General features: G+C 67.6%; 12 protein-coding genes. 4 read left to right on the top strand and 8 right to left on the bottom strand.

All coding sequences use genetic code 11. From position 1 onward, the window contains the following. Window positions 1-57 precede the first annotated feature (57 nt). On the bottom strand, window positions 58-951 hold the full coding sequence (prpB, locus tag DIE04_RS04280) for a methylisocitrate lyase (protein ID WP_044845010.1): 894 nt from the start codon (window positions 949-951) through the stop codon (window positions 58-60). 170 nt (window positions 952-1,121) lie between these two features. On the opposite strand from prpB, the gene prpR reads away from it, so the two are divergent. Beyond that, window positions 1,122-3,110 (top strand): propionate catabolism operon regulatory protein PrpR, encoded by a 1,989-nt coding sequence (prpR, locus tag DIE04_RS04275; RefSeq protein WP_124520087.1) that lies wholly within the window; start codon window positions 1,122-1,124, stop codon window positions 3,108-3,110. A 54-nt stretch (window positions 3,111-3,164) separates the two neighbouring features. On the opposite strand, the gene DIE04_RS04270 is transcribed toward prpR, so the two are convergent. Then, on the bottom strand, window positions 3,165-3,818 hold the full coding sequence (locus DIE04_RS04270; protein ID WP_124520089.1) for an ABATE domain-containing protein: 654 nt from the start codon (window positions 3,816-3,818) through the stop codon (window positions 3,165-3,167). Between the two features lie 255 nt (window positions 3,819-4,073). Between DIE04_RS04270 and DIE04_RS04265 the strand changes: the two genes are divergently transcribed. Next, complete coding sequence (locus DIE04_RS04265; protein ID WP_044845007.1) at window positions 4,074-4,457, top strand: VOC family protein; 384 nt, start codon at window positions 4,074-4,076, stop codon at window positions 4,455-4,457. A gap of 195 nt (window positions 4,458-4,652) precedes the next feature. Here DIE04_RS04265 and DIE04_RS04260 read toward each other — a convergent pair whose 3' ends face one another. Further along, complete coding sequence (locus tag DIE04_RS04260; protein WP_044845006.1) at window positions 4,653-5,501, bottom strand: ureidoglycolate lyase; 849 nt, start codon at window positions 5,499-5,501, stop codon at window positions 4,653-4,655. Window positions 5,502-6,156: 655 nt separating this feature from the next. Between DIE04_RS04260 and DIE04_RS04250 the strand changes: the two genes are divergently transcribed. Both DIE04_RS04250 and DIE04_RS04245 read left to right on the top strand, forming a co-directional pair. Then, window positions 6,157-6,981, top strand: a complete 825-nt coding sequence (locus tag DIE04_RS04250; RefSeq protein ID WP_185500306.1) for an IclR family transcriptional regulator — start codon at window positions 6,157-6,159, stop codon at window positions 6,979-6,981. A gap of 248 nt (window positions 6,982-7,229) precedes the next feature. Continuing rightward, complete coding sequence (locus DIE04_RS04245; RefSeq protein ID WP_044845005.1) at window positions 7,230-7,781, top strand: hypothetical protein; 552 nt, start codon at window positions 7,230-7,232, stop codon at window positions 7,779-7,781. 688 nt (window positions 7,782-8,469) lie between these two features. Here the strand turns inward: DIE04_RS04245 and DIE04_RS04240 are convergent. The 5 genes from DIE04_RS04240 to DIE04_RS04220 all read right to left on the bottom strand — a co-directional run bounded on the left by DIE04_RS04240 (window position 8,470) and on the right by DIE04_RS04220 (window position 14,264). Then, window positions 8,470-10,851, bottom strand: a complete 2,382-nt coding sequence (locus DIE04_RS04240; RefSeq protein ID WP_124486054.1) for a GNAT family N-acetyltransferase — start codon at window positions 10,849-10,851, stop codon at window positions 8,470-8,472. Between the two features lie 572 nt (window positions 10,852-11,423). Next, window positions 11,424-11,720: an H-NS family nucleoid-associated regulatory protein gene (locus DIE04_RS04235; protein WP_044845003.1), complete on the bottom strand. Its 297-nt coding sequence runs from the start codon at window positions 11,718-11,720 to the stop codon at window positions 11,424-11,426. 104 nt (window positions 11,721-11,824) lie between these two features. Next, complete coding sequence (locus DIE04_RS30030) at window positions 11,825-12,109, bottom strand: hypothetical protein (protein WP_235879175.1); 285 nt, start codon at window positions 12,107-12,109, stop codon at window positions 11,825-11,827. A 61-nt stretch (window positions 12,110-12,170) separates the two neighbouring features. Then, the gene (locus tag DIE04_RS04225) at window positions 12,171-12,710 is read right to left on the bottom strand and encodes a BON domain-containing protein (protein WP_124520091.1); all 540 of its coding nucleotides are present in this window, start codon (window positions 12,708-12,710) and stop codon (window positions 12,171-12,173) included. A 66-nt stretch (window positions 12,711-12,776) separates the two neighbouring features. Next, window positions 12,777-14,264: a sigma-54-dependent Fis family transcriptional regulator gene (locus DIE04_RS04220; protein ID WP_124520093.1), complete on the bottom strand. Its 1,488-nt coding sequence runs from the start codon at window positions 14,262-14,264 to the stop codon at window positions 12,777-12,779. Window positions 14,265-14,312 lie beyond the last annotated feature (48 nt).

The following is a 14,312-nucleotide window of genomic DNA, read 5'->3' as shown; positions in this document are numbered from 1 at the left end:
GCGGCCCGGCTTCATGCAAAAGCGTTCCGGGAACCGTGTCCCGGCGCGCGGGCCGCGTTACTTCTTGCCCTGCGCGAACAGTTCGTCGAGCTTCTGCTCGTACGCGTGATAGCCGAGGAAGTCGTACAGCTCGGCGCGGGTCTGCATGGTCGGCACCGCCGCCTTCTGCGTGCCGTCGCGGCGCAGCGTCTCGTAGAAATTCAGCGCGGCCTTGTTCATCGCGCGATACGCGCCGCAGCAGTACAGCGCGATGTCGACGTTCGCCTCGCGCAGCTCGTCGAGTGTGAACAGCGGCGTCGAGCCGAACTCGGTCAGGTTCGCGAGGATCGGCACCTTCACCGCGGCCTTGAAGCGGCGATAGTCGTCGAGCGTCTTCATCGCTTCCGGGAAGATCATGTCCGCGCCGGCTTCCACGTAGGCGATCGCGCGCTCGATCGCGGCGTCGATCCCTTCTGCAGCGGCCGCGTCGGTGCGGGCCATGATCACGAACTGGTCGTCGGTGCGCGCGTCGACCGCGGCCTTCACGCGATCGACCATTTCGTCGGTCGGCACGACTTCCTTGCCCGGACGGTGGCCGCAACGCTTCTGGCCGACCTGGTCCTCGAGGTGCACGGCTGCGACACCGGCCTTGATGAACGAACGGACCGTGCGCGCGATGTTGAACGCGCCGCCCCAGCCCGTATCGATGTCGACGAGCAGCGGCAGGTCGGTCGCGTTGGTGATCCGGTTCGCGTCGATGAGCACGTCTTCCATCGTGCTGATGCCGAGATCGGGAATGCCGAGCGAATTCGCGGCGACGCCGCCGCCCGACAGGTACACGGCCTTGAAGCCGACGGCCTGCGCCATCTTGGCTGCGTACGCGGTGATCGCGCCGACCACCTGCAGCGGCTGCTCGGCCGCGACTGCCGCGCGGAATTTCGCGCCGGCGCTCTGAAGATGCGTGTTGCTCATGAACGGCCTCCTGAAGGAATGACCATGAACAGCAAGGACCGGGCCAGCTCGTGAATCGGGGCTAACCCACTGATTCTTAAGCAACCGGCACGGGCGAGGCAGCGCCCGATGATTTCATTTCAGCAATTTCATGTTTCAAAAATGAAATCGCGCGCGCATAATCGGTCGCCATGGACCTCTCCTCGACCAAGCCCGTCGGCCCGGCCGACCGCACGGTGCGTCCGCGCATCTGGGCGATGGGCATCAGCCGCCTGCGCGACCTGTTTCGCGAGATCGCCGGCGAATTCGACGAACGCGCCGACGTGCGCATCGTCACGCGGGCGTACGAAGACGCATTGAGCGCGATCGCGGAGGCCGGCACCGCGCGCCCCGACGTGATCGTCGCGGCCGGCTCGAACGGCGGCTTCCTGAAAACGCGGGCGCAGGTGCCGGTCGTGGTCGTGTCGCCGACCGGCTTCGACGTGATGCAGGCGCTCGCGCGCGCGCGGCGCGACGCGTCGCGGATCGCGCTCGTCAGCGCCGGCGAGACGCCGCCCGAAGTGCGCCGCTTCGTCGCCGCCTACGGCCTCGACGTGCAGTTTGCGTCATATCAGTCCGCGCAGGAAGCGGAAGCCTGCGTGCACGACCTGCACGACCGCGGCATCGAGACGATCGTCGGCCCCGGCCTCGTCACCGATCTCGCGGCGAGCGCCGGCATGGGCGCGGTGTTCCTGTATTCGCACGCGTCGGTGCGCAAGGCGGTCGAGACGGCGCTCGAGGTCGCGTACGCGACGCACGCCGAGGCGTTTCGCCGCCAGCGGCTCGACAACCTGCTGCAGCACCTGCGCGACGGCGTGGTCGCGCTCGACGCGCGCGGCCGCGTCGAAGCCATCAACGAGCGGCTCGCGTCGGCGCTCGGGGTCGAACCCGCGGCGGCCGTCGGCCGCGCGCTCGTCGACCTGCGTCCGGAACTGCGCACGCTGCGCGGCGAGGACGGCGACGCGCTCGCGACCGTGCGCGGCGTGCGCTACGTCGTGCATCGCGGGCCGCTCGTCGATCGCGGCGTCACGTCGGGCAGCGTGCTGACGTTCCAGGAATCGCGCGCGGTCGAACGGCTCGACCGCGCGCTGCGTTCGCAGCCGAACACGCAGCAGTTCGCGGCGCGCTACACGCTCGACGACGTGGTCGGCGCGTCCGCGCCGATGGCGCGCGTGCGCGATCTCGTGCGCCGCTACGCGAAATCCGATGCGACCGTGCTCGTGCTCGGCGAAAGCGGCACCGGCAAGGAAATGATCGCGCAGAGCCTGCACGCGCTGTCGGTGCGGCGCAGCTATCCGTTCGTCGCGATCAACTGCGGCGCGTTTCCGGAGGCGCTGCTCGAGAGCGAGCTGTTCGGTTACGAGGAAGGCGCGTTCACCGGCGCGCGGCGCGGTGGCAAGACCGGGCTGTTCGAGGCCGCGCACCGCGGCACGCTGTTTCTCGACGAGATCGGCGAGATGCCGCCGTCGCTGCAAAGCCGGCTGCTGCGCGTGCTGCAGGAGCGCGAGGTGATCCGTCTCGGCTCGACCGAGCCGATCCGCATCGACGTGCGCGTGATCGCCGCGACGCACCGGCCGCTGCTCGCGGCCGTCGAGGCCGGCACGTTCCGCGCGGACCTGTATTACCGGCTCAACATCCTGAACGTCGGCCTGCCGCCGCTGCGCGAGCGCGCCGCCGACATTCCGGCGCTCGCGGCCACGCTGCTCGTGCAGGCCGCGCGGCGCGAGCCGCGGCTGGCCGAACGCGTGCGCGAGGCCGACGATGCGATGCGCGTGCTCGGCGCGACGCAGGCGACGCTCGCGCGCTACCGCTGGCCCGGCAACGTGCGGGAACTGCAGAACGTGATCGAGCGGATCGCGGTGGAACTGGCCGAGGAGGTCGACGAGCACGATCCGGGCGCCGCGTGCGCGGCACTCGCGCCCGATGCGCTGCAGGCGATCGCACCCGAGCTGTTCGCGGCGCCGCCCGATGCGGCCGATGCCGACGCCACCGACGCGCAGACGCTCCACGCGCGCCGCCGTCGCGCAGAAGCCGACGAGATCCGCGCGGCGCTCGATGCGTGCGGCGGCGATCGCGATCGCGCGTGCGCGATGCTCGGCATCAGCAAGACGACGCTGTGGCGGAAGCTGTCGGCGAAATAGGTTCGGGCGGGATGGGCGCGATCGACGGGTGACGCACCGGGACGCGCGCCGCCGTCAATCGGCCTTGTGATAGTGGCGGTACGCCTTCGCGCGATTGCCGCAGGACGACATCGAGCACCAGCGGCGGCTGCCGTTCTTGCTGTCGTCGATGAACAGCCACTGGCATACGTCGTTCGCGCAGCGCTTGACCTTCGCGAGGCGCGCGCCGCCCAGCAGGTCGGTCGCCGACCACAGCACCGGGCTCAGCAGCCCCGCGAGCGTCGCGCCCGCTGCCCCGATCCGCCACGCGTAACCACCATCGATCCGCGCGAGCGCGACGCGCGGCGCCGCTTCCGCCAGAAAACCGCCCAGCAGCGCGAGATCGTCGGCTTGCGGCTCGCGCCGCTCGGCCTGCGCGTGAAAGAGCCGGTACAACGCCTCGCGCAGCGCGAGCGCGCGCGTCAGCATCGCCGGCGCGTCCTCCTTCTCGTTCTCTTGTGCTTGTGCGCGACACGCGTCGGCCAGGCCGGCCGGCACGCCAGCCTGCTCGCGGCACCACGTGAACAGGTCGTCCAGCGTGCCGAAGGTTTCGGTCGGCACGTCGGCGCCACGCCAGTACAGCGTGTTCGCGAAATCGATGCTCAGCGTTTCCGACGGCGCCGGAACCAGGCAGTCCGTCGTGACGGAAGGTTGCGTTTTGCTCATGACGCGATCGTATCTAACCACCATGCCGGTTGACAAGCATCCGGACGCTTCCTAATATAACCAGCATGGTGGTTAAAAACCGGTTTGCTGCTGTGATGTCCCCTCTTTAGTTCAAGGAGCCACAGATGATCGATCGTTTTTCGCACGACGTTGTCCACACCGGCCGCAGCCGCGCGTTCCACGACAGCATGCTCGGCGCGCTTCGTCACAAGCGGATGGCCTGGTGGTTGTAAACAGGTTTGCTGCACTGATGCCCCCCTTCAGTTCAAGGAGCCACAGATGATCGATCACCTTTCGTTCGGCGTTGCCCACATCGACCGCAGCCGCGCGTTCTACGACAGCACGCTCGGCGCGCTCGGCTACAAGCGGCTGTACAGCGACGACGGATCCCTCGGCTACGGCACCAGCGAACCGGTGCTGTGGTTGCAGCACGCGGCACGTCCGGTCGTCGCCGATCCCGATTCAGGGTTGCACCTGTCGTTTCGCGCGGCGTCGCCGGTGGAAGTCGATGCGTTCTACCGCGCCGCGCTGCAGCACGGCGGACAGGACAACGGCGGGCCGGGCAAACGCGAGCACTACGGCCCCGGCTATTACGCGGCGTTCGTCGTCGATCCCGACGGGTATCGCCTCGAAGCCCATTGCGAGCTGGGCAACGTCGTCTGATCCGCCGAGTCCCAACGCGGATGAACGACAAGGGCCCGGTTCCGCGTCATGCGGAGCCGGGCCCTTGTCTTTGTTGCACCGGGGTCGGCGTTCGACTCGCGTCGGTCGCCGCCGGCGATCCGGCGACGGGTCCGGCGGCGCTGGCGGATAGCCAGCCGGTTACGTCCGCCAGCCTCGCCCGCGCCGCGCGAGCGCTTACTGCGCGTTGCGCGTGCTCTGTAACTGCTCGCCGAGCCCCGCGATCCCGAGGCGCACCGTCTGACCGGCCTTCAGGAACACCGGCGACGGCTTGATGCCCATCCCGACGCCCGGCGGCGTACCGGTCGTGATCACGTCGCCCGGTTGCAGCGTCATGCAGGTCGACAGGTAGGCGATCAGTTGCGCGACGGTGAACACCATCGTGCGCGTGTTGCCGTTCTGATAGCGGTGGCCGTCGATCTCGAGCCACAGGTCGAGGCGCTGCGGATCGGGCACCTCGTCGCGCGTGACGAGCCACGGGCCGATCGGGCCGAACGTGTCGAAGCCCTTGCCCTTGTCCCACTGGCCGCCGCGCTCGATCTGCCACTCGCGCTCGGACACGTCGTTGACGACGCAGTAGCCGGCGACGTAATCCAGCGCGCGCGCTTCGTCGACGTCCTTGCACGTCGCGCCGATCACGACGCCCAGTTCGACTTCCCAGTCCGTCTTCACGGAGCCCTTCGGGATGTCGATGCCGTCGTTCGGGCCGCAGATCGAACTGGTCCACTTGCCGAACACCACGGGTTCCTTCGGCACCGGCATGCCGGCTTCGGCTGCGTGATCGGCATAGTTGAGACCAATGCCGATGAACTTGCCGACGCGCCCGACGCAGGCGCCGATGCGCGGCTCGCCGGAGACGAGCGGCAGCGTGGCCGGGTCGATCGCGCGCAGGCGCGCGAGACCGGCGTCGGACAGCGCGTCGCCGGCAAGATCCGGCACGTGCGCGGACAGGTCGCGAATCCGGCCGTCCGCGTCGAGAATACCGGGCTTTTCCTGGCCCGACGGGCCATAGCGAAGCAGTTTCATCGTGCTCAACCTCTGTTGTCGAATGTGACAGGATACCGGCCGACGCGGCCGCTGACGGCCACGCGCCGGACTGAATGCCGATCGTCGATGACGCGCGTCGGGCCCCGAATCCGGCAGGCCAATCGACACGCGAGGCTCGCGCAGGCGCAGCGATCGCGGCGCCGCACCGGGTGCGGCGCGCATCGAACGGGCGGCCGCCGGTCTGCGCATCGGCGACGACGGCCCGGCCTCCGCGCCATGTGCCGGCCGGTGCCGGTCGGCTTCACGCGCGGCCGCACCGTCGCTGGCCCGCCGCTCTTTGTACCATCGGCGGCCCGCCGTGAAATGGCGCGCGACGGATACCGACTATTGGTGCGCCTGCGGAGATTGCACAGCAGCATCGGGGCCGCCGAACCATCCGGCTTTACGCCCAATGCCGCGGTCCTTCGATACCGAAAGATGAATGTCGAATATTTCTTACGACCCTGTCATCGGGAACGGCACGTGATCCGTTCTTGCTGGACAACGATCGGCAAAAAGACGCCGCATTGCACACTGAACGTTTATTGTCAGGCTCGTCCGGACGGCAGTCACATCCGCATGCGGCTTCGCGAATCTGCGTGCAAACCGGCCAGCGTGCGTCGCCAACCGATTGGCCATTCCCGGACTTCCTACCATGACGCAAACGACCAATAACCCGCTCCCCGGCAGCGACGCACGGGCGTCGATGGGCGCAGCCGACCGCTATCGCGCACCCGCCCTCGACAAGGGGCTCGACATTCTCGAACTCCTGTCGGAACAAAAGGAAGGGCTCACCCGCACCGAAATCACGAAGGAGCTCGGCCGCAACGCGAGCGAGATCTACCGGATGCTCGAACGTCTCGTCGCGCGCCGCTACGTGATGCGCTCGAGCGGCGGCGACCGTTACACGCTCAGCCTGAAACTGTTCGCGCTCGCGCACCGCCATCCGCCGATGAACCGGCTGATCGCCGAGGCCTTGCCGCTGATGCAGCGCTTCGCCGATGCGGCCGAACAGTCGTGCCATCTGACCGTCTACGATCGCGGCAACCTGCTCGTGATCGCACAGGTGGACGGCCCCGGCCCGTGGGGCGTGTCGGTGCGGCTCGGCTCGCGCGTCGGGCTTGCCGATACGGCGTCGGGACGCGTGATGCTGTCGTTCCAGGGTACCGAGCAGCGCGCGCACATGCTGGTCGAGCATCGCAAGGTCAAGGGTGAAACGCCGATGAACGAGCAGGAACTCGCGCACGCGTGCCAGTCCATTCGCCAGTCCGGCTACGTGCGCCAGGACAGCCGCCAGGCATACGGCGTCACCGACCTGAGCGCGCCGATCCTCGGCCCGGCCGGCCATGCGATCGCGGTGCTGACCTGCCCATACATGCGCCGGATCGACGCGCACATGGCGCCGTCCGTGGAGGTGGTCGTCGCAAGGCTGCGCGATACGGCAGGCCAGTTGTCGATGTGCCGCGCGGAGACTTGCTGATTGTTGTCGAGCGGGCGACCGGGTTGAAATTGGTCGGGCGAGCGGGCGGGCGCGGCGGGCGGTCGTTCGGTCAGCGGGTCGGGCAGGCCGGTGCGACGCCGCCCACGCGGTATGCGATGTGCGCCGGTCGCGCAGGCGTTCGTACCGGCATTCCGCAGACCGTTTCCGGATGCGCGGACGCCGCGCTACGCTAGAATAGCGGCCCTCTCAAAAACTACGGCGGCCGGCTGTCGCGGCCGTCGTATCCGATGGATGTCATGGCCAAACTTCTGAACGATCAAGAATTCCAGCGTTTCTCCGAACTTCAGCAGAAGCAGGCGAGCTTCACGATCACGTCCGAGGAAGCGGACGAGCTGCGCGACATCGTCGCGCGCGCGCAGAAGAAGCGCGACGATCGCGCCGCAGCGATGCGGGCGATCGAGAACTACATCGAGCAGTTCGACATCACGCCCGACGAACTCTTTTCGCCCGAGCAGATCGGCGACGCCGCACGTACCTACGGCCTCATCACGGCCACCAAGAAGGAACGCACGCTGCCGCCGTCGATCACGTTCAACGGCAAGCCGTACCAATGGACCAAGACGCTTCCGGACGACGTGCGCGGCGCGCTGTTCGATGCATTCACGGCCGGCGAATCGGTCAAGCGCTTCATCGCGATGCCGAAGGACATCGCGCGTTGCGCGCTGACGATCGCCCGCCTCGAGCGCGAAACCGGCGGCATCTATGCCGACGCGCACCTCGAAGAACTCGCGATTTCGCGTGAGCAGGTGAACGACGCGGCATCGAAACTCGCTGCATAAACGCTGCCGCGGGCACGGTTCATGCGTGCCCGCACCGGTGCGGACGCCGGCAACAGCCGGCGCCGCGCCAGCCGGAGCACTGCGTTCGCAAGCTCCCGAAAAGTCTCACCGAAGCGTCCCGTAAACGCTCACCCAGACATCCCGGAAAAGCTCACCTGAAGCCCCCGGAGATGCTCACCAACCCCTTCCCGAACGTTCTCACCGACGCCTCCCGGAGATGCTCACCGGGCCCTCCCGGAAAGGCTCACCAGGGCTTCCCGCAAGGGCTCACCGGCAGATCCCCGGAAAGGCTCACCGAGCGCTCCCGTATCGGCTCACTCGACAGCTCCCGGAAAAGCTCACTCGTGGCTCCCGAAAAGTCTCACCTTTGCTCTGTTTCCGATCCTGCGCATGCGAAATGCCGGCGTTCATGCGCTCGACCATGACACCCCGGAACCGGTGATACGCGGAGGTCATCGGCACACGCAACGCGCCCGCCGCGGATGCCGTGACTCGACGCGTTCGCCGTTTCCCGCCGGTCACCGAGCGACTGTCGTACCGATCCGCGCAATCGAGCGAACCAGTCGAACGATCGGCATGCCGAACGTCGACGAATTCGCTCGGCAGTGCCTGTACACCATCGACATCATGCATGCCGTACCGACTCTGCACGATGCCGCCGGACGTGCGAGCATGCTCACCCACGCGATTACGGTTGCAGCTTCATCCTGAACCCCACCACGCCGGGTTCCTCCGTCGTCGACACGGCGAAGCCGCACGCCTTCGCCAGCGAGATCATCGCGGTGTTCTCGCGCAGCGCCTCGCCGATCATCCATCCGGTGCCGCGCGAGCGTGCATAGTCGATGATGCGGGTCATCATCAGCCGCCCGAGCCCCTTGCCCTTCTGATCGGGCCGCACGGCGATCGCGAACTCCGCCGTCTCGTTGTCGGGATCGGTAACCGCACGCGCCACCGCGAGCGTGTGCGACCGGCCCGACACGTCGGTGAACGACACGATGAAAGCCATCTCGCGGTCGTAGTCGATCTGCGTCATGCGCGCGACTTGCGAATGATCGAAGCTGCGCACCGCGCCGAAGAACCGCATCCGCAGATCGTCCGGCGTCATCGCGCCGAGCAGTTCGTTGTGTGCTTCCTCGTCTTCCGGACGGATCGGACGGATCGTCACGGTCTCGCCGCGCCATTCGAGCGTCTGCTCGAGATGGCGCGGATACGGCATGATCGCGAGCCGGCTGCGCCCGGCCGCCACCGTGATGCGCGGCGCGACCACGTATGCCCGATCGGACAGCACGCGCAGCGTGACCGACATCGCGACGACTTCGCGCACGTCGCAAACGACTTGCGACAGTGCCGTCAGCGCATCGAGCGTGGGTTCGACGGGCGTGCGGCGCGCATATGGCGAACGCTCCATCACCGCGCGGGCGAGCACCGTATTCAACGGCGGCAGCCCGTACACGACGAACGGCGCCGATACGCCATCCGCCGGCGGCACGGCATAACGGAACACCGGGCCGAAGTTCGAATCGTCGTACATGTCGACCGTGACGTCGACGATTCTGGCGCCGGCCGATTCGTCGGCCGATTCGTCGGCCGGTGAATCGGCCGGCTCGCCGTGCAGGCCGAAGTGGGAGAGCCAATGCAACGCCGCTTCGCCGGCCAGTTCATGCTCGCCGGCCTCGACCATCCGTCGCGCCTCGGCCTGCGCGGACGCAACGCATTCAGCCGGCTGCGGCGGCGTGCCCTCGGGCGTCTGCATCAGCAACTGCCGCCCGAGGTTGTAGTCGACGAGCCGTGCGTATGCGCGCGCAAGCCGCTGCGGCGTGGTGTGCACGGGAATGCCGTTCGCGTGCAGCGCGTCGCGCGTCGCCGCGTCGACCGCGCCGAAGAAACACGCGAGGATGCCGCGGTACGCGTACTGCCGCGACTCGATCAGCGTACGCGCGACCGCGTCGGCCGGCGCGCTGTGAGACGTCGAATGCACGACGAACAGCGTGCCCGTTTGCGGAAACGGCGCGAGCGCCTTGATGGCGGCGCCGAAATGTTCGGGACGCGCATCGTCGCCGAGCGTCAGCGGATTGCCGGGCGCGGCCAGATGCGGCAGCGCGGCCGCGACCGCCGACGTGGCCGCCGCGGGCCAGTCGGCCAGCACGTCGCGCACCTCCGCGACCGCATCGACCGCGAGTTTCGCGACGCCTGCGTCGCTCGTCACGAGCGTCGCCGCGCCACGCGCGGTGACGCGCCCGACGCCGAGCGTCTCGATCTCGTCGAGCAGATCGTCGAGCGCATCGACACGCACCAACCCCGCGCGCTGGAACGCCGCCGTGTAAAGCGCGTCGCCGGGATCGGCGCGCCCGGTGCGCAGCGCGAGCACCGGCTTGTTGCGCGCCGCTGCCCGCGCAGCCGACATGAACTTGCGCGCGGCGCACACGGTGTCGAGTTCCAGCAGGATCGCGCGCGTGCCGGGATCGCTGGCGAGGTAGTCGAGCACGTCGCCCGCGTCGACGTCGGCTTCACGGCCCAGCGCGACGACATGCGAAAAACCGAGGCCTCGCGCATCGGCCCAGCCGAGTACCGCGTTCGTCAGCGCGTTCGATTGCGACACCCACGCGACGCCGCCCGATCGTGCCGTATAGGCCGGCGCGCCGAAATGCGCATGCCGCGCGGGCGACAGCACGCCGAGACTGCCGGGCCCGACGATTCGGAGCACGAATGGCTTCGCGGCCTTGAGCGTGCGATCGAGCGCGGCGCGATCGGCGTCGGTGCGCGCCTCGCCGACGATCACCGCGACGCGCGTGCCGATCTCGCCGAGCTTGCGCACGATGCCGGCCCACGTGACAGGCGGCGTGCAGATCACGGCGACCGACGGCGGCGCTGGCAGCCGGTCGACGTCGGCCACGACCGAGTGCCCGTTCAGCTCGCGATGCTTCGGATTGACGGGCCACACGGGCCCCTCGAACGCACCGTCGAGCACGCGCGCCCACACCATCGCGCCGATACTGCCCGCGCGCGACGATGCACCGACGACCGCGACGGACCTGGGCTGGAACAAGGCATCGAGATGGCGGACGGTCACATCGGCTCCATACGGTAACGAAAGACGACCCGACCGGCACACGGGCACGGATGGCCGTGCACCGGTCGACGCGAACTCCAAGCATAGGCGAACCCGATGCGGCTGCCTATATGCCGAACGGCCGACTGTGCGACGCGCATCAATGCCCGCAACATGGGCCGGTCGCCGACGCCTTCGCACGACGGAATGGGCGAAGGCGACACGATGCGGTCATTCGGCCGTCACTTCAAAGGTGAGGATTTACAGGAACCATGGTGAGCAAGTTCGGGAATTGCACGGCGCAATGCGCCAATGCGCGAGAGGTGAAGGCAATCGGCGATACATCAGCACCGCGGCGATCGACAACACCAATGCACGCATGCCGCGTAATTGCAGGGTTGTTTACCGGAATTCGCGGCGATATCCGGTCGAATCGCGGTGAATTCGCAAAACGGGATCCGTCAATCGCGCGGCATTGGCGTTCAATTCGCGGTTTCAAGTCGTGCTGTCGCCACCCAAAAACAAAACGGTGCGACGGCCGCATGGCCGTTCGCACCGTCAGTCAGCGCACGAAAGGTGAGGATTTTCGGGAGTCAGTCCTTGATCAGGAAACGCGCGCGGTTCTTGCCGAGCCATGCCGGCGCACGCCCGCGGCCACTCCACGTTTCGCCCGTCTTCGGATTCAGGTACTTCGGCGGCAACGGACGCTTCGGTTTCGCGGCGGCAGCAGTGCCGATCGGCCGGAAACCGAGCTCTTCCGCGGTAATGTCGAACTCCTCGATTTTCGCCCGAATGGCGGCAATCGCATCGGCAATCGCCTTTTCGCGTTCCTTGTCGATCTTTTGCTGAAGTCTTTCGAGCTGCGCTGTCAGTTGCCTGTAGGTCGCCATATTGGATGGGACTCCGTGAGTGTTATTCATGAAAAATAGCCGACTCCAAGCGAATGGAAAAGCGCTTCACCCGATTATGGTCTCCTTATCCAGGCATATCAGGATCAATAGCCGCTTTTCCTCTTGCATGCGAAGAGAAGATTTCGCACGGCGTCATCGGTCGATTGCTGGAGGACGTCGTATTCCCCATTGCAGATGGCGCGGGCATTGTCCGTGCAATTGCTCCAGTCGCTGCCGGTGCACTGCACCTGCGTAGTCGGGCGCCCGTCAGAAGTGAACAGCGGCGCCCCACCGCCGCAGCCGCCGAGCCCCGCAACCAGGGCCAACAATCCGGCCCGACGCCAATGCGTTCGAGGCCACCGACAGACCGACGCAAGCATGTGATTCATTGTTCTTTCCGTCAACCGATTTTTGAATGCCGCGAGTATGCCACGCACCGTCGTCACACGTTCAGTCCCGCGCTCGGTCCGGCGTCCGGTCCGGGCGTCCTCGCGTCTTGTACGGCACGGCCCGGTGCGGATCGTCGGTGATGCGAACGAACACCTGCTCGACGTCGGGGAGCGCGCCGAGTTCGCGCGCCAGCGCCTCCCGATCGAATGCCGGATCGGCGCACCCTTCGACATAGATGAAGCGCCGCTGCACGGTGATCCACAGGCTCGTGCCCTGCAGACGATCGGTGCCCGCGAAATGCGCTTTCGCCGCCTCGGCGATCGGCGCGTCATACATATAGGAATTCGGTTTCGTGCAGCGGTGAGCGAGCCAGCAGGTGGTCCCGCGCTCGGCGCGGTAATGCGCGTCGTCCGTCATCTCGGCACGCGTCATCCACGGGCCGAGCGGCAGCGGGCATTCCGCGAAGCCCCGCGACAACGCGACGAACGGATCGTTGTACCAGTTGCGCCGCACCGCAGGCGAATCCTCGTCGGCCGCCTGAGCGAACGAGGACGTCGCCGCCAGTATGGCCAGCCATCCGGCCATGCCGATTCGCTTCATCGTTGTCTCCTGTCAGGCACATCACCGGTGCCGTTCGTCATGTCCGGGCGCATCGGCCACCGCTTGCTACCGCTCGATCCCGAGCGCCGCGAGTTTCTTGTAGAGCGTCGCCCGGCCAATGCCGATGCGGGCGGCCGCTTCCACGACCTTCCCGTCACAGGCCGCGAGCGCGTCGATCAGGAACTGGCGCTCCCACGCGGCCAATGCATCGGCATACGAAACGACCGGCACACCGGCGGCACCCGATGCGTCGCCCGCGTCTCGGCCGAGCGGCAACGGAACAGCCCGCATGCCCGCCGGCACGCTGTCCGGCGCCACGCGCACCGGCCCGAGGAACGGCGCGAGCGCACCCGCATCGATCACCGAGCGATCCGACAGCATCAGCGCGCGCTCGAGCGTGTTGCGCAACTCGCGCACATTGCCGGGCCACGGGTACGCGCACAGCATCCGCAGCGCATCGTCGGTCAGTTCGCAGTGCGCGGCACGGCCGTGCTGCGCGGCGAGTTCCTCGAGCGTCGCATAGACGAGCGCCGCGATGTCGGACGCGCGCTCGCGCAAGGGCGGCGCGTGAATCGTCAGCACGTTGAGCCGGTAATAGAGATCCGCGCGAAAGCGGCCGGCCTCGACCAGCGCGGGCAGGTCGGCCGACGTCGCGGCGATGATCCGCACGTCGGCGCGCACGATCCGGTTCGAGCCGACCGGTTCGAACTCCTTGTCCTGCAGCACGCGCAGCAGCTTGCCCTGCAGCGGCAACGGCATGTCGCCGATCTCGTCGAGAAACAGCGTGCCGCGATCGGCCAGTTCGAACTTGCCGACGCGTCCCTTGCGGTCGGCGCCGGTATACGCGCCCGGCGCCGCGCCGAAGAATTCGGTTTCGAGCAGCGTGTCGGGAATCGCCGCGACGTTGACAGTCACGAGCGGCTGGAGCGCGCGCGCCGACGCCGCGTGGATCGCATGCGCGAGCAGTTCCTTGCCGGTCCCCGTCTCGCCGAGCAGCAGCACCGGCGAATCGACCTGTGCCGCGCGCCGCGCCTGCCGCTTGGTTTCGAGGCTTGCGGCGCTCGTGCCGACGAAGCTCGCGAACGTGTATTTCGCGCGGCGCGCCTGCGCGAGCGAACGCTGTGTCGCGATCAGTTGCTGCTGAAGCTGCGCGTAACGGGAAAAGATCGGCGTGAGCGTCTTCAACTGGTCGAACAGCGCGAAGCCGATCGCGCCGACCGTCTCGCCCGCCTCGTTCTTCAACGGCAGGCGCGTGACGACGAGCGGCTCGCGGCCCGTCTCCATGATGTCGAGCAGGATCGGCTGTCCGGTCGACACGACCTCGCGCATCAGGCTGTTCGGAATCACCGCCTCGCAGTCGAGGCCGACTGCCTGCTGCGGATCGGCGAACCCGAAGCGCGCCGCATAACGCTCGTTCATCCACACGACGCGCGCGTCGCGATCGACGACCACCGTGCCCGCACTCGAATCCTCGAAGGTCCGAAACAGCGACTCGGCGGCGCGCAGCAGCACGTCGCCGTAATTGACGGGCAGGCGCGCCCAGTCGTTCATCATCGTGTCGTCGTCTCCGCATATGCTTGGCCGGATGTCTCCGGAACGGGA

The sequence above is a fragment of the Burkholderia sp. Bp8994 genome (genome assembly GCF_003853805.1).
Classification (GTDB): Bacteria; Pseudomonadota; Gammaproteobacteria; order Burkholderiales; family Burkholderiaceae; genus Burkholderia.
This window is presented reverse-complemented; position numbering and strand designations above follow the sequence as displayed.

Bases quoted from the DNA above. Each gene is read 5' to 3' on its own strand.
- prpB (WP_044845010.1), bottom strand. From the start codon at position 951: ATGAGCAACACGCATCTTCAGAGCGCCGGCGCGAAATTCCGCGCGGCA.
- prpR (WP_124520087.1), top strand. From the start codon at position 1,122: ATGGACCTCTCCTCGACCAAGCCCGTCGGCCCGGCCGACCGCACGGTG.
- DIE04_RS04270 (WP_124520089.1), bottom strand. From the start codon at position 3,818: ATGGTGGTTAGATACGATCGCGTCATGAGCAAAACGCAACCTTCCGTC.
- DIE04_RS04265 (WP_044845007.1), top strand. From the start codon at position 4,074: ATGATCGATCACCTTTCGTTCGGCGTTGCCCACATCGACCGCAGCCGC.
- DIE04_RS04260 (WP_044845006.1), bottom strand. From the start codon at position 5,501: ATGAAACTGCTTCGCTATGGCCCGTCGGGCCAGGAAAAGCCCGGTATT.
- DIE04_RS04250 (WP_185500306.1), top strand. From the start codon at position 6,157: ATGACGCAAACGACCAATAACCCGCTCCCCGGCAGCGACGCACGGGCG.
- DIE04_RS04245 (WP_044845005.1), top strand. From the start codon at position 7,230: ATGGATGTCATGGCCAAACTTCTGAACGATCAAGAATTCCAGCGTTTC.
- DIE04_RS04235 (WP_044845003.1), bottom strand. From the start codon at position 11,720: ATGGCGACCTACAGGCAACTGACAGCGCAGCTCGAAAGACTTCAGCAA.
- DIE04_RS30030 (WP_235879175.1), bottom strand. From the start codon at position 12,109: ATGAATCACATGCTTGCGTCGGTCTGTCGGTGGCCTCGAACGCATTGG.
- DIE04_RS04225 (WP_124520091.1), bottom strand. From the start codon at position 12,710: ATGAAGCGAATCGGCATGGCCGGATGGCTGGCCATACTGGCGGCGACG.
- DIE04_RS04220 (WP_124520093.1), bottom strand. From the start codon at position 14,264: ATGATGAACGACTGGGCGCGCCTGCCCGTCAATTACGGCGACGTGCTG.